10 protein-coding genes and 1 pseudogene are annotated in these 20,518 nt (G+C 71.9%); 4 read left to right on the top strand and 7 right to left on the bottom strand.

Translation table 11 applies throughout. The features are described from left to right. Positions 1-68 precede the first annotated feature (68 nt). Positions 69-1,115, bottom strand: a complete 1,047-nt coding sequence (locus AB0M73_RS25940) for a LacI family DNA-binding transcriptional regulator (protein WP_363895148.1) — start codon at positions 1,113-1,115, stop codon at positions 69-71. 300 nt (positions 1,116-1,415) lie between these two features. On the opposite strand from AB0M73_RS25940, the gene AB0M73_RS25935 reads away from it, so the two are divergent. Further along, entirely contained in the window at positions 1,416-4,214 is a 2,799-nt protein-coding gene (locus tag AB0M73_RS25935; RefSeq protein WP_363895145.1) for an AbfB domain-containing protein, read from the top strand. 56 nt (positions 4,215-4,270) lie between these two features. Here the strand turns inward: AB0M73_RS25935 and AB0M73_RS25930 are convergent, their stop codons facing one another. Then, complete coding sequence (locus AB0M73_RS25930; RefSeq protein ID WP_363895142.1) at positions 4,271-5,233, bottom strand: winged helix-turn-helix domain-containing protein; 963 nt, start codon at positions 5,231-5,233, stop codon at positions 4,271-4,273. Between the two features lie 193 nt (positions 5,234-5,426). On the opposite strand from AB0M73_RS25930, the gene AB0M73_RS25925 reads away from it, so the two are divergent. Then, positions 5,427-8,102: a S8 family serine peptidase gene (locus AB0M73_RS25925; RefSeq protein ID WP_363895139.1), complete on the top strand. Its 2,676-nt coding sequence runs from the start codon at positions 5,427-5,429 to the stop codon at positions 8,100-8,102. 50 nt (positions 8,103-8,152) lie between these two features. Here the strand turns inward: AB0M73_RS25925 and AB0M73_RS25920 are convergent, their stop codons facing one another. From AB0M73_RS25920 to AB0M73_RS25910, 3 genes are all read right to left on the bottom strand, one after another. Further along, positions 8,153-9,673 carry a trypsin-like serine protease gene (locus AB0M73_RS25920; RefSeq protein ID WP_363895137.1) on the bottom strand — a complete coding sequence of 507 codons (1,521 nt, stop codon included), beginning with the start codon at positions 9,671-9,673 and terminating at the stop codon, positions 8,153-8,155. 116 nt (positions 9,674-9,789) lie between these two features. Then, positions 9,790-10,191, bottom strand: a complete 402-nt coding sequence (locus AB0M73_RS25915) for a ribonuclease domain-containing protein (protein WP_363895134.1) — start codon at positions 10,189-10,191, stop codon at positions 9,790-9,792. Positions 10,192-10,431: 240 nt separating this feature from the next. Beyond that, complete coding sequence (locus AB0M73_RS25910) at positions 10,432-11,256, bottom strand: chitosanase (protein ID WP_363895131.1); 825 nt, start codon at positions 11,254-11,256, stop codon at positions 10,432-10,434. Positions 11,257-11,414: 158 nt separating this feature from the next. Between AB0M73_RS25910 and AB0M73_RS25905 the strand changes: the two are divergent. Further along, a pseudogene (locus tag AB0M73_RS25905) lies at positions 11,415-11,572 on the top strand (MFS transporter); the annotation flags it as partial. A gap of 307 nt (positions 11,573-11,879) precedes the next feature. After that, positions 11,880-17,081: an AAA family ATPase gene (locus AB0M73_RS25900; protein WP_363895128.1), complete on the top strand. Its 5,202-nt coding sequence runs from the start codon at positions 11,880-11,882 to the stop codon at positions 17,079-17,081. Here the strand turns inward: AB0M73_RS25900 and AB0M73_RS25895 are convergent. Then, positions 17,078-18,769, bottom strand: coding sequence for an ABC transporter ATP-binding protein (locus AB0M73_RS25895; protein ID WP_363895125.1), 1,692 nt, complete (start codon positions 18,767-18,769; stop codon positions 17,078-17,080). The genes AB0M73_RS25900 and AB0M73_RS25895 overlap by 4 nt on opposite strands. Further along, on the bottom strand, positions 18,754-20,463 hold the full coding sequence (locus AB0M73_RS25890; protein ID WP_363895122.1) for an ABC transporter ATP-binding protein: 1,710 nt from the start codon (positions 20,461-20,463) through the stop codon (positions 18,754-18,756). Before AB0M73_RS25890 ends, AB0M73_RS25895 begins: the two co-directional genes overlap by 16 nt. Positions 20,464-20,518 lie beyond the last annotated feature (55 nt).

Below are 20,518 nucleotides of genomic sequence, written 5' to 3'. Positions count from 1 at the left end.
CCGTTGATCGATCTGTTAGCGCTAACAAAGAGGGTGGCCGACGGCCGCGATCCGGCCGCGCCCGCCCGCTATCGGGGCCCGGTGCTCTCGCGCACGATCAGCTCCGGGGTGATCAGGTGCCTGGTTCCGGTCTCCTCGTTCCGCAGCCGGGACATCAACAGCTCGAACGCCTGCCGGCCGACCTCGATGAAGTCCTGCCGGACCGTGGTCAGCGGCGGGCTGTAGTAGGCGGACTCCGGCACGTCGTCGAAGCCGACCACGTGCACGTCCCGCGGCGCCGTCACGCCCGCCTCGGCGAACGCCCGCAGCATGCCCAGCGCCATCTGGTCGTTGGCCACGAAAACGGCGGTCGGTCGGCCCGCGGTGAGCAGCGTGCGTCCCGCCTCGTAGCCCGAGCGCGGACTCCAGTCGCCGCGCACCACCATCGGCGCCTCGATGTCGTGCGCCTCCAACGTCTCCGACCAGCCCTGCTCCCGGGCGCGCGCCTCCAGCCAGTCCGCCGGCCCGGCCACGTGCCACACCGTGCGGTGGCCCAGCGCCAGAAGGTGCTTGGTGGCCCGCCGCGCCCCGTCACGCTGATCGACGGAGACAACGGGGACCGGGGCGGATTCCGCGGCCCCGACTGCCACCAGCGGCACGTCGCGCGGCGTGAACTCCAGCGCCTGCCCGGCCGCCTCGTGCGGGGCGATCACCAGGATGCCCTCGACGGCCTGCCGGCGCAGGTACTCGACAGCGTCCGAAATGGACTGTCGCTGGGGCCGGCTGACGCTGGAGATCGTGATCGCGTAACCGGCCTCGCGGGCCGCGTGCTCGATGCCGTACAGCGTGCTGGCCGGCCCGTACAGGGTCGAGTCCAGCGCGACCACGCCGAGCGTCTCCGACTTGCCGGTGGCCAGCGTGCGCGCCGCGGAGTTGGGCCGGTAGTCGAGTTCTCGGACGGCTGCCTCCACCCGGGCCCTGGTCTCGGGCCGCACCGGTCCGGTCCCGTTGATCACCCGGGACACCGTCATGTGCGACACCCCGGCGAGCTCGGCCACGTCGGTCAGGCTCGCCTGCCGAACGCCCTGTGCGCTCGGGGCCTTGCGACCGCCTTCGGTCGAGGACGTCCGTGCCACCCGTGTCAGCTCCCCGTCATCTGCCGTTAACGCCGCCGGTTGAGGTGCACAGTGTTAGCGATAACAGGCATCTGGTCAACCGCTGACCGGCAACGGGTTCGAAAGCGGCGGCCGGACGCGCCGAGCCGGTAACGGCTCGGCAACAAAGGGCCGCGCGACCGTTGCCGAGACCCGGACCTGGTCCTACGGTGCCGACTGGCGCGTGTCGGCGGTCACACCCATCGGGGCGGACCGTCGTGACCACTGACCTTTTGCCACCCCTGGGAGACCTTTGTGCGCAGACCACGTTCAACGGCGTTCATGTTAGCGCTAACATTGGCGGCGACGGGACTGGCGGGCGCCGGCACGGCCACGGCCGCCGATCCGGGCGTCGCACTGACCGCCGACGTGAGCCGCACGACCAGCAGCGTGAACAAAACCCAGTTCGGCGAGATCGTCGAGGACATCAACCACTCCGTCGAGGGCGGTCTGAGCGCGAACGTGGTGCGCAACAGCACCATGAAGGAGAACGGCATCGCGCACTGGTCGGCCGTCACGGCCGGCGGCGGGGCCGGCACGGTCTCGCTGGACACCACGCAGCCGCTCAACGCCGCCAACGGCAACTCGCTCAAGTTGTCCATCGCGGACAACGCCCGCGGCCAGCGGGTCGGCGTGGCCAACGACGGCTTCTACGGCATCGGCCTGGCGCCGTCGACCAAGTACACCGCCACGTTCTTCGCCAAGGCCGACGCCGCCTTTCACGGCGGCGTGACCGTCGACCTGGAAAGCACGACCGGGACCGTCTACGCCAAGGCCACGGTCCGCTCGGTCGGCGCGAAGTGGACGAAGTACAGCGTCACCATGACCACCGGCCGCGACACCCCCGTGTCGACGGCCAACCGGTTCGTCATCGCGGCGGACGGCGTCGGCGCGGGCTCCTCGCTGTACTTCGACGTCGTGACGTGCCAGCCGCCGACCTACCACGACACCGGCCTGCGCAAGGACCTGATGGCCAAGTTCGCCGCGCGCAAGCCGGGGTTCTTCCGCGTGCCCGGTGGGAACTACCTTGAGGGCAACACCCTGTCCACGTACTTCGACTGGAAGAAGACCGTCGGCCCGATCGAGAACCGGCCCGGCCACCAGGACGACGCGTGGGGCTACTGGTCGACCGACCAGGTCGGGCTCAAGGGGTATCTCGACATGGCCGAGCAGACCGGCGCGCAGCCGCTGCTGGCCGTCTTCGCCGGCTACACGCTCGACCACACGGTGGTCCCGCAGAGCCAGCTGGCGCCGTACGTGCAGGACGCGCTCGACGAGATCCAGTACGCCATCGGCGGCACCAACACCCAGTGGGGCGCGCAACGCGCCGCCGACGGCCATCCCGCGCCATACGACCTGCACTACGTGGAGATCGGCAACGAGGACTTCTTCGACGGCACCGGCAGCTACAACACCTACCGCTTCCCCCTGTTCCACGATGCCATCAAGGCCGCCTACCCCACGCTCCAGCTGGTGGCGACCACGTCGGTCACCAGCCGGCAGGTCGACGTGATCGACGACCACTACTACAGCGGCGACACCTCGTTCTTCACCGACGCCGCCCACAACTACGACGGCACGTCCCGCAACGGCCCGAAGCACCTGGTCGGCGAGTACGCCACCACCAACGGAACCAAGGACAATCCCACCGGGACGCTGGCCGGCGCGGTCAGCGAGGCCGGCTTCATGACCGGGCTGGTGCGCAACGCCGACGTGGTGATCGGCGCCTCCTACGCGCCCGCGCTGGCCGACGTCAACGACTTCCAGTGGCCCACCAACGAGATCGCCTTCGACGCCGGCTCCTCGTTCGGCTCGCCGTCGTACTGGGTGCAGCACATCTTCGGCAACAACACCGGTGACTACGTCGTGTCCTCGGCACTGGCCGGGGCGGCCGCCGGCCTGAACGAGGCCGTCACGAGGACCGCCGCCGGCACCGTCTACGTGACGGTGGCCAATGCCACCAACTCCCCCGTCGCCAGCCGGATCGCCCTCAACGGCACCAGGTTCGTCCGTCCGAACGGGACCGCGACCGTGTTGACCGGCGACCCGAACGCCCGCAACACGCTCGCCGCGCCGAACACCGTCGCGCCGACGACCACGGCGTTCCGGGCGTCGAACTCCTTCGACTACACCTTCCCGGCGAACTCCGTGGTAGCGCTGAAGGTCGACACCAGCGCGCCGATGACGCCGGTGCTGAACGTGAACCGCGGCCTGTCGCTGCACGTCACCACACCCGGCGCCACCGACCGGTCGGTCGCCGTGACCGACGGTGTCGGCGCGGCGAGCGCCGTCACCGCTTCGTCGCCGGACGCCGCCAAGCTCGACGCCACCTTCCTGCTGCGGCCGGGCCTGGCCGCCCCTTCCTGCTACTCCCTGGAGTCGCGGGCGAATCCCGGCCAGTACCTGAGCCACCGGGGCGATCGGATCACCCTCGGCGCAGACAAGCGCGCCGCGACCTTCTGCGCGGTCGAGGGCAACAGCGGCATCGGGGTGTCGTGGCGCTCGTACGACGATCCGGGCCGATTCCTCAGCTACCGCAACGGCAAGCTGACCCTCAGCGGCCGCGACCACCCCGCTGACAGCAGCTTCACCGTCGGCGAGCCGTGGTGGCGCAGCGACGTGTCCGTGCCGCTGGGCCGCTCCTCGTGGCAGGCGAACACCGGCGATTACCTGCGCCACCAGAACTTCGTCGCCAAGACCTCGCCCATCACGGCCGGCAGCCCCGCCACCGACCTCCAGGACGCCACCTTCACCGTGGAGCCGGGGCTCGCCGACGATTCCTGCTACTCCTTCGAATCAGTCAACTTCCCCGGCCAGTACCTGCGGCACTACAACTTCCAGGTGGTGCTCAACCAGAACGACAAGTCCGGGCTGTTCGCCGAGGACGCCACGTTCTGCGCCACGACCGGGCACAACGGCCAGGGCATCTCCTGGCAGGCCTACGCCTACGAGGACCACTACCTGCGGCAGTACGCGGGCAACGTCTACATCGGCGCGGACGGCGGCCCACGGGTCGGCGACGCGGCTTCCGGCTGGGCCGACGACACCAGCTGGCAGCGCGCCGCGCCCTGGGCCGGCTGACGCCACGCCGGCGGCATGCGGCCTCGGCCTCATGCCGCCGGCAAGGCCTGCGTCCACTAAGGACCGATCGACTCGGCCAGCAGGGACTGTCCTTGCGGCGTCACGGAATGGACGACCGACTGACCGTCACGGATGCTGGTGATCAGCCCGGCCGAGCGCAGGATCGAGGTCTGGCGGCTGGCCGTCGGCAGCGTGGTGATGGCCCGTCGGGCCAGATCGCTTGTGCTGCACGGACGTTCGCCGATCGCCTCCAGCACGCGAGCCCGGGTGGGTCCGAGCAGCGCCGCCAACGAACGCTGCGCGTCTCCGGCGCGGGACCAGCCGACCTCATGCCGGATCGGGTACACCAGCGCCGGCTCGAACTCGTCGGCGAGGAAGGTCGTGGGCCGGCCGGCACAGAAGAACGACGGCACCAGGCGCAACCCCCGGCCGCGCAGGCGCAACGTCTGCTCGACCGGATAGTCGACCTCCAGCACCGGATACCGCCACCGGGCGCTCGGATGCAGGTCGGCCAGCAGCGCGCCGATCCCGTTCAGCGACAACAGTTCCCGCTGCCGTGCGAGGTCACGCTCCACGGCCGCACGGACCTGGGGCCAGTAGGAGGAAAGACAGTCCGCGAAGTAGCGGTCGAACGTATGGCCCAACTGGCGCAACGCGTCCGGTCGCCCCTCCCCCAGGCTCGTCGTCCACGACAGCAGCGGGCGGACCTCGGCCAGGGTGGTCACGTCCGTGCGCAGCCGAGCCTTCGTGGCGCCCAGCATCGCGGAAACGCCCTCTTCCAGCGACGATGCCGCCGGTGTGAGGAAGTCCGCGTAGTAGCCGCGCGGCGGCACCAGATCGGTGAGCATCCGGGTCGCCGGCGGCACGGCCCGCACGGCGTCGCGCCGCCACTCGTCGTAGACCATGGCGTCGTCGCGCAACCGCAGCCGGTGCAGGCTCAACACCGTCTCCCACATCGGCTGCGGCGGACTGATCGTGGTGCGCGCCAAATCCTCCGGCGTGAAGAAGACACGTAACACCGAGCCCCCCGTTCCGTCCCCGCGCTGGATGCTAAACGCGCGCCACCGGCGGGGCAAGATCGCGCCATGCCGTGACCTCGGCCCGAGTCAACACTTTTCCGCCTGAGCACAAAGGTTTGTCGGCGATCGTGTTGCGCTGCCTAGCGTTTGCTCACCACGGATGTCGGAACATCCCGCGAGCAAAGGACTCTTGATGCGCTATTCACGCAGATCACTGGGGGTCTGCGCCCTGACGGCGGCAGTGGTCGCGGCCACCGCGGCGATGCCGGCCGGGGCCTTCGCGGCGCCGGCCGCGAGCGGCGTCTACGACCACAGCGTCGAGAAGGGCCAGCCCGGCACGCACGGCCCGCTGCCGGCCGGCTTCTCACATACCGAGATCGACGTGAAGTTCCGCAGCGCGGCCACCGTCCGGCTGCGCTCGGGCAAGGCCGTCGCGGCCGACGCCGGCGAGACCACGGCACTGCAGGCCGTGTTGGCCAGGTACCCGGGATCACGCATGCGGCGCACGATGGCCGAGTCGGAGCAGGCCGTGGACGCGCGCCGCACGACGTTGCAGTCACGGACCGGCCGCCAGCTGCCTGATCTCAACTCCTGGTACACCATCGATGTGCCGAAGGGCATCGAGTCGCTGCTCGGCGACCTGAACGCGTTGCCGTCGGTGGAGTTCGCCGGCGCCCGCCCGACGATGAAGTCCGTCGACAACCCGACGCCCGCGGCGGCGCGTCCGAACGCCGCGACCGTGGTGGATCCGTTGCGGAACACGCAGGTCTACCGGCAGAGCTCGGCCACCGCCTCCGGGATCGACGCCGACTACGCGCACGGCCTGCCCGGCGGCCGCGGCGAGGGCATCACCGTGACCGATGTGGAAGGCGGGGGCCAGGACCAGGCCGAAACCACCTTCGGCTCGGTCGCTTCGGGCACCGCGCACTCGCTGATGGTCTGGCGCGAGGGCAGCGGCCACGACACGGTTCGGGCCTGGGGCCTGAACTCCAGCGGCCAGCTCGGCACCGGCACCACCACCAACGCCGGCACGTTCACGCTCGTGAAAGGCCTGACCGACGTCAAGGCGGTGGCGGCGGGCGGCAACTTCTCGATGGCCCTCAAGACCGACGGCACCGTCTGGACCTGGGGCGCGAACGGCAACGGCCAGCTGGGCAACGGCACGACCACCAACAGCACCGCTCCCGTCCAGGTCAGCGGCCTCAGCACCGTCACGAGCATCGCGGTGGGCAGCAACTTCGCGGTTGCGGTGCTCTCCGACGGCACGGCCCGCGCGTGGGGCGCGAACAACACCGGCCAGCTCGGCGACGGCACCACCACGCAGCGGCTGACCCCCGTGACCGTGCACAGCGCGACCAGCCTGTCCGCCGCGCCCGGGGCGATCGCCGCCGGCACCAGCCACGCGATCGCGCTCAAGGCCAGCGGCGCGGTTGTCGCCTGGGGCTCCAACTCGGTGGGCCAGCTGGGCAAGAACCCGTCCACCACGACCAGCAGCACCTCGGCGGTGACGGTCTCGGGCGTCAGCGGTGCGACGCAGGTCGCGGCCGCCGCCACCGCGAGCTACGCGTTGCTGTCCAGCGGCGCGGTCTCCGACTGGGGCGGCAACTCTGCCGGCCAGCTCGGCAGCGGCAACACCACAAACCGCTTCACCCCGGCCACCGTCTCCGGCCTGACGTCGGTGACCGTCGTGGCGGCCGGCGGCTCGTCGGCGGTCGTCGCCCGCACCGACCAGACCGTCAAGGCCTGGGGCCTCAACTCCAACGGACAGCTCGGCGACGGCACGACCACTCAGCGGCTCACGCCAGTCGCCGTGTCGGCGAGCGGGGTCCAGGTCGCGATGGGCGCGACGCAGACGATCGCCGCCGACCCGTCGGGCTTCGTCTGGAACTGGGGCGCGAACGCCAGCGGTCAGCTGGGCATCAACACGACCACCGCCAGCAGCAGCCCGGTGGAGGCGCTCAACATCACCAACCTGTGGAACACCTGCCACGAGGACCTGTCCAATCGCCCCGCGCCGGCCGGGCCGCCGGTGCGGCTCCAGGTGACCACCGGCTCGCCGTGCCAGCCGCCCGGCGCGCACGGCACCGGCGCGGTCGGCTTCGTCGGCGCCCAGGACGACAACGGCATCGGCATCGACGGCCTGCTGCCGGCGGCCAAGCTCCAGCTGGTCAGCGGCTGGGACTGGGGCGGCTCGGTCGACCTCGCGATCACCCACTCGCAGCCCGGCGACGTGATCTGGTTCGAGGTCGAGCTCGGCGCCTATCTCGGCGGCAGCGGCAACTTCCCGTGGGAGCACTGGGGGCCGATCTACGACGAGGTCGTCACGGCCGTGGCGGCGGGCATCACCGTCGTCGAGCCGGCCGGCAACGGCTCCAACGACCTCGACAACCCCAACGACCCGGACGCCGTGGACACCATGAGCCGGCCGGACTCGGGGGCCATCATCGTCGGCGCCGGTCAGCCCTCGTCGAACATGCCGTGGACCGTCGAGTGCAAGCCCACCGACCCGCACCCCGCGCCCCGGACCGCGCGTGACTTCAGCACGTACGGCAGCCGGGTGAACGTGCAGGGCTGGGCCAACTGCATCACCTCGCTGGGCAGCCCCGGTCCGGTCGAGCACGACATGACCCCGACCGAGACCGATCCGAACAAGATGTACTGGTCCAACTTCAACGGCACCTCCGGCGCGTCCCCCATGGTCGTGGGCGCGATCGGCTCGATCCAGGGCGTCGTGAAGCAGAGCGGCCCGCCGCTCACGCCGGCCCAGGTGCGAACCCTGGTGGAGAACACCGGCGCCCCTCAGCCCGGCGCCGACCCCCACCACATCGGGCCGCTGCCCGACATCCGGGCCGCGCTCGCGAGCCTGTGACCACAAGCCGTGTTCACGGCCGCTCCGGTGGCCGTGAACACGGCTCACGGTCAGGGGGCCACCAGCTGGATCTCTCGGTGCAGTGCGCCGTCGACGTCCGGGTAGAGGCTGACTTCGCCGTCGCTCCAGCGGACCAGGACGGCGTTGCCGCGGCCGGCGGTGACGGTGGCGTGGGTCCAGAGCTCGTTCGGGGCCTCGACCTGGTGCTCCTGGCCGAGGCCGGCGGAGGCGACGTCACCGTAGATGGTGAACTCGCCGTCGCTCCAGCGGACGAGCAGGTCCGGGGCGCCGCCGCCGACCCAGTTGCCACCGGAGATGGTCTGGGCATGCGTCCAGGTGCCGTTCGGCGCGACGAGCTGGCGTTCGGAGTGGATGCCGTTGGCGGCGATTCCCTGGTACAGCGTGGTTTCGCCGTCGTTCCAGACGACGACCAGGTCACCGCCGAGACCGGCGACGTAGGAAGCGTGGTCACGCCAGAGGTCGTTGGGCGCGGCGAGTTGGACCTCGCCGCCGAAGCCGCCGGTGGACACGGAGCCGTAGTAGGTGACTTCGCCGTCACTCCAGGTCACGACGACACCGTGGTTGACGGTGGCGATTCCCTTGGCGTGGGTCCAGATGCCGCCAGGCGCGGCCAGCTGGGTCTCGCCGGTGAACGGCTTCTGCGGGTCGGCGGTCGTTCCCCCGTGGTACAGGGTGACCTCGCCGTCGCTCCACTTGACGATCATGTCGAGCTGGTTGGCGCCGGTGAAATCGCCGCTGGTGATCAGGTCCGCGTGCTTCCACAGCGGGCCGTCGCCGAGCGGGTAGCCGAGATTGCCGTCGCCGGGCGGCACGGGCGCGGCGACGGCCTTGTCGTACAAGGCCTTGACCCGGCTGTCGAAGCGGACGCTGTAGTTGCGCGGATCGGTGTCGGGCAGGTTCTGCCCCTTGCCGCCGATGACGCCGATGAGGTCGTGGCCGCCGACGATCCAGGGGCCGCCGCTGAAGCCGCCGGGAATTCCCGTGCACTGCAAGGTTTCCCAGTACTCGCCGTCGCGGTTCACGGTGCTGTCGCAGCGGTACGGCTTGTCCTTGTACTTCGCGTTCCCGGTGGACGGGTAGCCGACCACGGTGAGCGGCGACGGCAGCGCGGCGTCGGTCTTCAGGGTCAGCGCGGCCCCGGTCACGTCGGCGACGTTCTTGCCGTTGCGGGGTTGCAGCACGACGAACGCGTAGTCGTAGGGCGATCCGGCGCCGTCGATGTCGTGGCTGGTGTTCCAGCCCGGGTCGATGTGGATCGCCGCCGACTGCCAGGTGCCGTACGGGGCCTGCCCGTCGTGGTAGCCGGGAGTGAAGAACACGGTGTGCTTGCCGGCCACGCAGTGCGCGGCCGTGACGATGACGTTGCCCTTGGGGCTGGCGACGATGCTCGCCGAGCAGTGGTGGTTGCCGGGGTCGGCGCCGTCCGACAGCGAGCCGACCTCGGGTCTCGGCTCGGCGATGACGGTGTGCGGCGTGGTCGCCGCCGCGGCCGTGCCCGGCAGCAGCGCGGCGACCAGTGCGAGCGCCGCTCCCCACGGAAGTTTCGACATGGACGCGAGACTACGTCGTGTCGATCACGTGCCGGCGTGACTCGAAGAACCGACCGTGACTCCTGAGGCGGGACGGACCCGTGCCGCCGAGATCGCGACGGCACGGGTCCGTTCGGCTACAGCTGGTAGAAGTTGCTGTAGTGGTCGGGCGTGAACCACACCTCGCCGTTGTCCATGTCGACCACGATCCGGGCCGCGTCCCGGTGGGCGCCGCAGGCCCGCGGGTAGACGTCGAACTCCTGGAAGGAATCGCCGGCCGGCAGCTGGTTGTCGTCGTTGTAGTACGTGCCGCCCGCGTAGCTGCACTGGCCGTTGGGCCAGTTCACCCAGCCGCGCTTGCTCGGATAACCGAGGGACTGCCAGGTCGAGTCGGCCGACGACGCGGCGGAGCAGCCCGAGACGGAGCAGGAGCCGTGCACGGTCGCGTTGGCCGCGGGCGTGCTCACCAGGGCCAGGCCGAACATCATCGCCAGTGCGGTCAGGGGCAGGGTGACGCGTTTCGTCCAGCGGTGGCGCACAAAACCTCCAGGGTGTGACCATCGAATACCTTCGCAGGTAAACACGTTTCGCCTCGAACGCCAACCGGCCGAATTTGACAGGTCCTCACCGCTTCTGTGAATTCGAAGATCCGCAATGGCCGCTATGTCGGCTGTCGGGGCCGTGACCGCCACGGGGTTCGACTGTTGTTCAGCGCCCGTTTCCTGGGGCGGCGCAACCCGTTCAGCGACGCCGAGACGATGATCACTCGGCTTCGGCGGTCAGGCCAGCGTGTAGGCCGCGCCGTACGCGGTCACGGTCAGCGGCCCCGCCAGGGTGTAGTCACCGGTCGCGGCGATGCGCCGGAAACACTCGACCCGGTCCGTCGACTTGGACCATTCCTCTTTGGTGTCAGCGTTGGCCGGGTTGCGCAGGTCGTCGGCGCGCACGTCGAGAAAGGCGGTCAGCCACGCCGCCTCGTCCGCCTTGCCGGCGCGGGCGGTCGCACGGTCGATCAGCGCCGGCAGGCCGTCCGGATCGGCGCCGTGTCCGTGCTGGATCGCGGCGTCGTACAACTCGGCCCGGGCCAGCGGCGTGGTCAGGCCGAGCCGGTCGGCCGCGGCCATGGCCGGCGTGAAGTAGTTCTGCTCGACCTGATCGTCCTGGGCCCTCCGGAAGGCCGGGTCGTCGGCGGCCTGCTTCCACGCGGCGATGTAGTCGGCCTCGGGCAGGTCACCGCCGCCCGTGTCGGCCAGCTGCCGCAGCGCCGGCGCGAAGCGGGCGAGTCCGTTGCCCGGGGCCAGGTCGGTGTACGCCTGGATCACGCGCAGGGCGTCGCCGTCGTTGGTCGTGTAGCCGGCCCGGCCGGCGGTGACACCACGACCGTCGTGCAGGTCCTCGGCGTATCCGTACTGGACCGTCGGCGTGCCGTTCTCGAAGATGCTGATCAGCTGGTCGGCCCGACGCCGCTGGTCCGCAGTCAGGCCGCCGCCGGGCCGGGGCGCCTGCGACGTCGCCGTGGGTCCGGTCGGGACGTCCGAACCACAGGCGCCGACGGCCACGCCCACCGCGAGCATCGTGGCGGCGACAAGGCATCGAGCGCGCATGGGCCGATTCTAGAGCGGGGCTCACCACGTGAGAGCCGCACGGTACGCCGCCCACGTTCCCGGGCGTCGCCAGATCTCGGACGAGAGGTCCCCATGCGAAGCGATTCCCCGCACCGCGCGTCCACCGCCGCGGCCGCCACACTGGCTGGCACCCCACCCTCGGCGGCCTGATCTTCGGCCACTTCGGGGACCACATCGGCCGTCGGGCCACCTTGGTCGTGTCGCTGCTGGTGATGGGCATCAGCTCACACTGATCGGTGTCGTGCCCAATTACGCGGCCATCGGTGTGTGGGCTCCCGTGCTGCTCGTCCTGCTGCTGTCCACCGGCAACACGGCCGCGGCCCTCGTCGCGACCGCGGTTCCCGTCGCGCAATCGCGGGCGTGAGGCCGTGGGAGTACGGGCACACCTCATGCCCGTACTCCCCTTGACGCCGGTCCACGGGCCGTTGCCCAGCGGAAACACGATGGGCCTTACCTGTTGTGTCCCTTAAGAAAAGACGCATGACCGGGCGGAGGTGCCAGACTCTGACGCTTCGGCATGGGGGAAGCGGGGCGGGCAATGGTGCTGGGGGACGGCGCATGTGCTCGGGCCCTGCCGAGGGAGCGCCTGGAGGGAACTGGCCGTGGTCGAGGCAACTGGGGGCCGATCGGACAGAGCCGGCGCGGCGCCGTTCGTGGGCCGCGCGGCCGAGTGCGGCCGGCTGGACGCGGTGCTGGCGGACGGCGGATCGGCGATCGTCGACGTCACCGGTGAGGCCGGGATCGGCAAGACGCGACTGCTGACGCGGTTGTCCGCCAAGGCCCGCGCGCAGGGGCTGACCGTGCTGAGCGGGCAGGCCACCGCGTACGAGCAGGACAGCGCGTTCCGGCCGTTCGCCGACGCCTTCGCCGACCTCAGCCCGACGCTGATGGGGCGTTTCCCGGCGCTGGTGGAGCTGCCGGCGGAGGTGCGGGGCGTCGGCGAGACGCCGTCGGCAGGTGACCGATTCGGACTGTGCCGGGCCACCGCCGGCCTGCTGGGACAGCTCGGCCCGGACCGGCTGGTGGTGGTGCTGGACGACCTGCACTGGGCGGATCCGGCGTCGCTGGAGCTGGTGGACCACCTTGTGCGCCACCCGGTGCCGTCGCCGCTGCTCCTGGTCATCGCCCGTCGGGACCGGCAGACCCCGCCCAAACTCGCCGCTTCCCTCACGCGGGGCCTGGACACGGGGGCCGTGCACCGGATCGACCTGGGTCCGCTGTCCGAATGCGACTGCGTCGACGGGCTGGCGGCCGAGCTTCCCCGGCCGCAGGCCATGCAGATGTACGTAGCGAGCGGCGGCAATCCCCGGTACTTCCTCGCGCTGCGACAGGCCCACTGCGACGCACCCGAACCGACCTGTCTGGGTTCGCTGCTGCTCGACGAGTTGGCGCCGTTGAGTCCGGTGGAGCGCCAGGTCCTGGAGGCCGCCGCCGTCCTCGGCGACCACGCCACCCCGACGATGATCGCCGGCCTCACCGACTCCGACACCAAGGCGGTCGTCACGGCGTTACGCGAGCTGATGCGCTGCGACCTGCTGCGGCCGGGCTTCGGCGGCCGGCCGGCGCTGCGCCATCCGTTGATCCGGGATCTCGTCCACGACGCCATCGACCCGTGGCAGCGGGAGGACCTCCATCGCCGGGCCGCGGGCGAACTCGCCGCCGCCGGCGCCACGGTCGTCGATCAGGCGCACCACGTCGAGCAGTCGATGACCCACTGGGATCCTCAGGCGGCGGACGTGCTCGTCACGGCGGCCGAGCAGAGCGCCGCGACCGCGCCGGCCGACTCCGCCCGCTGGCTCGGTGTTGTCCTGCGACTGCTTCCGAACGGCCCGGAGCACCTCACCACACGCCGTCAGCTGACGGTGCTCAGGGCCCGCGCGCTCGGCGTGAGCGGCGGCCTGTCGGAAGGCCGGGATCTCCTCCAACAGGTGATGGACATGCCGGCACCGGACCGCTACGACGACGTCCGCGCCGCCGCGGCCACGCTGCGCGGCTTGCTGGAACGGCAGCTCGGGCGGCACTGGGAAGCCGAGGCGATGCTGCGCCGGGAGCTGGCCCGCGGCCCCGAGCCGTCGCACGCGCTGCTGATCGGGCTGGAGCTGTGCTCCTGTGTCCTGTCCGCGGCCCGCTTTCCCGAGGTCCGGGCCGATATCAACGAGGTGCTGGCCTCCGCGCGCGCCCTCGGCGACGGCATCGGCGAGATGCGGGCCCTGGCCCTGATCGCCCTTGGTGAGGCCTACGAGGGCGACATCGCCACGGCCCGCGTCCGCGCCGCGTCGGCGGCCGCGCTGGCCGAGACCTTCACCGACACCGACCTGGCCGAGCTGTGCGAGACCCTGTGCACGCTTGGCTGGACCGAGGTGTTCCTGGAGGACTACGTCGCGGCCGAGAACCACTTGGACCGCGGGTTGGAGATCGCCCGGCGCGCGGGCCGGGCCTGCCTGGTCCCGCAGTTCTTGACGGCGAAGGCGTACCTGCACCTGAGCACGTGCCGCGTCACCAGCGCGCTGGAGCTGGCTGAGGAGGCTGAGCCGCTCGCGCGGGCCTTGGGCAGCGGCGACCTGCTGGCCTTCACGCTGGCGGTCCAGTCCCAGATACGGCTCCAGGCCGGCCCGACCTCTCGCAGCGCGCTGGCCGTCGCCGAGGAGGCCGTGGCCGTCGCGGGCGTCGACGACAGCTGGTGGGCGATCCTGGCCCAGTGCATGCTCGCCTACGCCGCGCTCGACGCCGGGGAGCCGCACCGAGCGTCGGACATCCTGTTGCGCGCCGGCGGAAACGGCCTGTGCCGGCTGCAACCCTCGACGCGCCCCAACAGCCTGGAGGCGCTCAGCGGCGCCGCCCTCGCCGTCGGCGATGTGGACGCCGGCGTGCGGTGGGCGGAGCGTGCCCGCAAGGAAGCGGAGCGGCTCGGCCTGCCGAATCAGCTCGGCGCGGCGCTGCGCAGCCTCGGCCGCATTGCCACCGGCCGTGGTGATTCGGCCGAAGCGGCCCGGATGTTCACCGCGGCGGCGGAGCAGAGCGCCCGCTCCCGGGCGACGCTGCGCGAAGCGCAGTCGCTCCTGCTCGCCGCCGAGCACGTGCGAGCCGTGGGCAACAGCGCCGGGGCGGCCGAGATGTGGCACCGGGGAGCACGCCTAGCCACGGCAGGCGGGGCACACCTGCTCACGGGCCTGGCGGAGCGCACCCGGGCGGCGGCCTTCGCCGCGCAGGCGGAGCCGGACGACGAACTGGTCGTCCTGACCGCCCGAGAACGGCAGATCGCCGAACTGGTCTCGCAGGGCCTGACCAGCCCGTCGATCGCCGACAAGCTCGTGCTCAGCCCCCGGACCATCGAGTCCCACATCGCCCGGATCTACCGCAAGACCGGCGTGTCCTCCCGCGCCGCGCTGGCCGCCGTCGTCACCCGCAACACGGGGCCGGAAGGCTCGGCCCGACCGGTCCAGAACCTCGCGCCCCGACCGGTGGTCGAGAGCCAACGGCTGCTCGGGCGGGACGTCGAGATCGCCGCGATCACCAAGGCGCTCAACGACGTGAAGGCAGGTGTAGGGCGGGCGATCGTGATCGTCGGCGACCCCGGCATCGGCAAGAGCTCGCTGCTACGGACGGCCGCCGCGCACGCCCGATGTCTGGGAATCCCCGTGCTCACGGCCCACGCCGAACCATATGGCGCCGAACCCGCTTTCGCGGTGCTGGACGACCTGCACGACCTCGATGCCGACCGGATCGCCGACGTGGAGCGGATGTTGGCGGCGACGGCCACCCGACCGTTGTTGTGTGTGTTGGCCTATCGGCAACGGCAGCTCTCGCCGCCGCTCGCGGCAGCGCTGTCCCGTGCGCAGGTGGACGTGTGGCAGCTCGGCCCGCTCTCCGTCGAGCAGGCGCGCGAGCTGCTCGGCGACCGGCCGGACCTGGAGGAGCTGCACCGCGAGGCCGAGGGCAATCCGCAGTACCTCAAGATGCTGGCGGCCGACGGCGGCACCGCGATCCTCGGCGAGCTCGACGGCCTCGGCCGCGTTGAGCTGGCGGTCGTCCAGATCGCGGCGGTCCTCGGCGGCCAGTTCCACCCGGACCTGCTCGCCGCCGTCGCCGGCCTGGATCCGACGGCTGCCTTGGATGCGCTGACCCGGCTGGACCTCGTCCGCCGGGCGGAGCCCGCGCCGCAGCTGTCGCTACGGCACCGAGCGGTCGCCGACGTCATCTACGACCGGCTCGAACCCAGCCGCCGCACCGATCTGCACCAGCGCATCGAGACCGAGCTGGCCCGGCGGGCGGCGCCGATCGCGGAGCGGGCCCATCACGTCGCCCGGGCCACGGACCCGCGGCGGCCGGAGCACGCCACGACCCTGATCGCGGCGGCCCGTGGCCTGCTCTACACCGGTCCGGCCGTCGCGGCGGGCCATCTCCAGGCCGCGTTGTCGCTGTTGGAGGAGGGCGGGACGCACTGGTACGAGGCCAAGGTCCTGCTGGCCCGCACCCGGTTGCTGACCGGCGACGCCTCGGAGGGCCGGGCGCTGCTGGAGACGCTGCGATCGGAGATCCCGGGCGGGCCGCTCGGCGACGCGAGCACGCTGGCGGATTCGAGCCGGATCGAACGGCGGCTCGGCCGCTTCACCGAGGCCGGCGCCCTCGCCCGCGCCGGGCTCGCGGCGTTGACCGACGACGACTCCCCCACCGCCGCGGCACTGCACGCGGAGCTGGCCGACTACGCCTACGACATGCAGGACTTCGAGACGTCCCGGCAGCACGCCGAGACCGCCGCGGAGCTCGCTCGCGGGCACCTCGACCAGGTCGGCGAGGCCAATGCCCTGGGCAAGGCGGCGCTGGCCCACCTGTTCACCGCGGACCAGGCCAGCGCGCTGAAGAAGCTGGCTCGGGCCGCCGACCTGCTCGACACCGTGCCCGATGCGACGCTCGTGGCCAACCTTGAGGCTGCGCTCCAGGTGGGCATGGCCGAGGGCATGGTGGGGCGGCTGGCCGACTCCGAACGCCACCTCGCGCGGGGCGCGGAGCTGTCCCGGCACACCGGTCAGACCTACATCCATCCGCAGATGCTGACCGTGCTGGGCAACGCGCAGTTGCGGTCGGGGAACCTCGACGACACGCTGGCGACGTTGGACGAGGCCGATCGGCACGTCCGGCGGGTCGGCGACACGGCGACCGAGGCGGTGCTGATGGCGTTGCGGGCCGAGGCCCTGCTCTGGCGCGACGCCCCCGGCGACCTCGCGGACGCGACCGCCGCGGCCGACCGGGCCATGACCGCCGTCGGCGGCCGGATGACGTCGTGGGCGCTCGCCGTCCGCTGCTTCAACGCCGAGTTCATCCTGCACACCGGCGACCCGGCCCGCGCCGGTTGGCTGCTGCTGGACGCCGCCGGCGGGGAGGAGCTGCCGAGGTTCACCACCTGGCGGCGACCCCGTTGGTGCGAGAGCCTGACGCAGGTAGCGGCCGCGGAGGGCGATACCGTCGCCGCCGACCGCTGGGCCCGGCTGGCCGAGGAGAGCATCGCTCAGCTTCCTTCCGTGGGGCGACGGGGTTTCGCGCTGCGGGCCCGGATGCGCGCGCATTCGGTGCGGGGCGACACCGACGGCGCGCTGCGCTCCGCGCAGGAGGCGATCGCCGACTTCGCCGAGGGCGGTGATCGGGTCGAGCTGGCCCGCACCCTGCTGGCGGCAGCGGCGTTGTCCCTGGACGCGGGCCTCACCGAGTCCGTGGGCGGTTGGCTGAAACGGGCCACGGTGTTGGCCGACCAGTGCGGCTCGGCTCGGCTGTCCGCCGAGGCCACCCGACTCGCCGCGCGCTTTTAGGACGAGAGCACGGGAACCTCGTTGGTGGTCAACAGATGGGCCTCGCCGTCGAGATGCAGGACCCGGCGGGCCCGGGCCGCGGAGCCGGCGCGGTGGGCGATCACGATGAGCGTGCCGGGACGATCCCGGAAGGCCCGTTCCGCGACCTGCTCGGCGGCTAGGTCGAGGTGAGCGGTGGCCTCGTCGAGGATGACGACGGGCGCGGGCGAGAGGTAGGTTCGGGCCAGGGCCAGCAGTTGCCGTTCGCCGCTGGACAGGGCGCCGGGGTCGGCCACCGTGCCGTCGAGGCCGCCGAGCCGGGCGAGCAGCGGGGTGAGCCCCACACGGTCGACGGCGTGCGAGATGGCGTCGTCGTCGGCCTGCGGGGCGAGGTAGCGCAGGTTGTCCCGAACCGTTCCCGGGAAGACGTAGGCCTCCTGGGGAACGAGGACGACCAGCCGGTTGCGGACGCCTTCGGGGAGCGTGGCGGCCGGCCGGCCCGCGAACGCCACCGAGCCGGCCGTCGGCTCGTGGATGCCGGCGAGCAGGGCGGCGAGGGTGGATTTGCCGATGCCGCTGGCCCCGGTGATCACCAGGTGGTCGCCGAACGGGATGGTGAGGCTCAGGTCGCGCAGCACCGGCTCCGCGCCGGCTCCGTAGGCGAAGGACAGCCCGTCGACGGTGAGATCGGGCGTCTCGGGGAACTGGTCGAGCGTCGGCTCGGGACGGGCGGCCGGCGGCAGCTCCGGCGCGGCTTCGCCGAGACGGTGCAGCAGCACCCCTAACTGACTCCAGTACCCGCCGACCGTGCCGGTCATCAGCTGGAGCGCCGGGACGACGGACTCCGCCACGTAGACGGCCGCGCCGATCAGGGCGCCGGCGGTGATGGTGCGGGCGTCGATCAGGCTCGGGCCGAGCAACAGCAGGGCGACCAGCGGGACGTAGCCGCCGAGCAGCACTACCGGGATGCGCAGCGTGACCGCGCGGCCGATGCGCAGCAGCGAGCGGCGAGCCCGGTCCGACTCGGCCTCCACCAGCCCGGCCGCGTGCTCCTCGGCCCCGAGCGAGGTGATGTCGCGGGCGGCGGCGAGGACCTCCCCGACCTGGCGTGCCACCTCCTCCGACGCGACCAGCGCGTCCCGACGCAGCGCTGTCAGCCGGCGCACCGACCAGCTGAAGATCGCCACCGCCGCGGCGAGCGGCACGAGCACCAACACGGCCAGGAAAGGGTCGAGTCCGGCCAGTCCGATCAGCGCCGCGATCAGGCTGGCGGCCAGCGGGCGTGCGGTGCGCAGCAGCGACGCGGTCAGGTCACGGACGGCGTCGATCTGGCTGCTGAGCCGGGAAACGCTGGCCGTGCCCGGATCACGGCCGAGGATCGTCGCCTGGCGCAGGGTGTTGTGGACGACTCGACGCGTGAGGTGGTCGCGCAGCGGTTCGACCACGGCTGCCAGGGAGTCGAACATTGCCCGCTCGGCACAGGCCCGCACCAGGTACAGCACGCCGAGCAGGCCCAGCCAGGCCAGTCCCACGCCCGGCCGGCCGGTGAGGAAGCCCTGGTCGAGGGCCGCGGCCGTCACCCAGCCGGCGGCGAGCACCGGGGCCGCCTCGACGGCGGACAGCAAAACGATGCGCAGCAACGGCTTCCGGCTCCCACGCAGGGCGTCGGCCAGCAGAGCCGCCGCGGTCGGCGTCAGGCCCAGGCGCATGGCTGCTCCTTCTCGTCGGTGTGGGCGAAGACGGCCCGGTAGGCGGCATCGGCCCAGAGCAAGTCGTGCGGGGCAAGGGCTCGCACGCGACCGTCGTGCAGCCAGGCCACCAGGTCGCACCGGGCGGCGGTGGTGGCACGATGGGTGACGACCATGCAGGTGCTGCGGCCGAGCCGGTCGGTGATCGCCTCGCTGACCAGGGTCTCGGTCACTGTGTCCAAACCGGACGTTGCGTCGTCCAGCACGTGCACCAGCGCCGGGCGGGCCAGCGCGCGAGCGAGCCCGAGGCGCTGGAGCTGGCCCCCCGACATCGGGGCTTCGCGGGGCGGGGTGTCGTAGCCGTGCGGCAGGCGGCGAACGAAGTGGTCGGCCTGCGCGGCGCGGGCGGCGTCCTCGACCGCGTGGCGCGATATTTCGGGGCGGCCGAAGGCAATCGCCTCATGGAGGGTGCGGCCCGGCAGCACAGGGCGTTCGAATGCGTAGGCCACGGCGTCGTGCAGCGTGGGCAGATGCAGCTCCCGGACGGGAACGCCGCCCACCAGCACTTCTCCCCCGTCCGGATCGGCCAGCCGGCCCGGCAGCGCGGCCAGCAGGCTCTTGCCCGATCCGGTCGCGCCCACCAGCGCCACCGAAACCCCGTCCGGGATCTCCAGGTCGAGCCCGTCCAGCACGGCAATCCCGTTGCGGCGCACGGTGATGCCGCGCAGCGAGACCGCACCGCTGGGCGGCGGCGTGCGCAGCGGGCCGCCCTCGATCACCGGCTCGTCCAGCACCGCACCGAGCCGGGTCGCGCCGGCCCGGGCGTTGGCCAGGCCCAGCACCGCGTCGACCTGGTCGAGCAGGCCGGAGGCCAGGGCGAGATAGCCGGAGACGGCCAGCAGGCTGCCCGCGCTGATGCGGCCGTCGACCAGGTCCAGTCCAGCTGTGGCCAGCACCAGGACCTGCGTCAGCGGCATCAACAACCCGATCTTCCACACCGCGCCCCGCTGGATGCGCCAGATCGCGTGGCCCGCGGCCGACAGGTCGGAAAGAGGCGCGACGACGCGTTCGGTCTCGACGGCCAAGGTGCCGACCGCCCGGATCGTGCGGGCGCCGGCCAGGGCGTTGACCAACAGGGTCGCCATGCCAGTCTGGGCGGCCAGATAACGGGCCTCGGCGTCGGTGGCCTCGGCGATGAACTTACGGGCCACCAGCGCCGTGAGCGGGAACAGCACGGTGAACACCAGGCCGGCTCGCCAGTCCACAATGTACAGTGCGACCAGGGCCACGGCCGAGCCGACCGTCGAGACGACGGATTCGGCAGCCTGAGTGGGAAAAGCGGCCGCCTGCGGCGCGGCCTGGACCACCTGCGTCACGGCCTCCCCGACCGGGAGCGGCGACCGCGGTCCGAGGCCGAGCAGGCGCCGCACCGTCAGCATGCGGATCCAGGCCGTGCCGTGCGCGCCGGTCGAGACCGTCAGCAGCAGGCCGGCGGTCTCGCCGATCGCACCGGCGGCCAGCACGGCGGCCAGCGCCGCGACCGGCCAGCCGTTCTCGCCGTGTCGCAGCACCGCGTCCACGGCCTGGGCCAACAGAATCGGCAGGCCCAGCCGAGCTGCCACCTGCGTGCTGAGCGCGGTGGTGAGCAGAAGCAGGCGCGTGCGCATGCGGGTCGCGGCGGCGATCAGCAGGCGGCCACCAGGCGTGGCGGGCATGGAACCTCCGGTGCGGTGGGGAACAGTCGCCGTGCCGGAGCGTCGTCGACGCTCC

Source organism: Kutzneria sp. NPDC051319 (assembly GCF_040682195.1).
Taxonomy (GTDB): domain Bacteria; phylum Actinomycetota; class Actinomycetes; order Mycobacteriales; family Pseudonocardiaceae; genus Kutzneria.
Note: the sequence above shows the minus strand (reverse complement) of the source record. Positions and strands in the feature narration are given on the sequence as shown.

What these genes read in the sequence shown, in the direction of transcription:
- AB0M73_RS25920 (WP_363895137.1), bottom strand. Translation starts at nt 9,673, where the DNA reads ATGTCGAAACTTCCGTGGGGAGCGGCGCTCGCACTGGTCGCCGCGCTG.
- AB0M73_RS25895 (WP_363895125.1), bottom strand. Translation starts at nt 18,769, where the DNA reads ATGCGCCTGGGCCTGACGCCGACCGCGGCGGCTCTGCTGGCCGACGCC.
- AB0M73_RS25925 (WP_363895139.1), top strand. Translation starts at nt 5,427, where the DNA reads ATGCGCTATTCACGCAGATCACTGGGGGTCTGCGCCCTGACGGCGGCA.
- AB0M73_RS25935 (WP_363895145.1), top strand. Translation starts at nt 1,416, where the DNA reads ATGTTAGCGCTAACATTGGCGGCGACGGGACTGGCGGGCGCCGGCACG.
- AB0M73_RS25890 (WP_363895122.1), bottom strand. Translation starts at nt 20,463, where the DNA reads ATGCCCGCCACGCCTGGTGGCCGCCTGCTGATCGCCGCCGCGACCCGC.
- AB0M73_RS25910 (WP_363895131.1), bottom strand. Translation starts at nt 11,256, where the DNA reads ATGCGCGCTCGATGCCTTGTCGCCGCCACGATGCTCGCGGTGGGCGTG.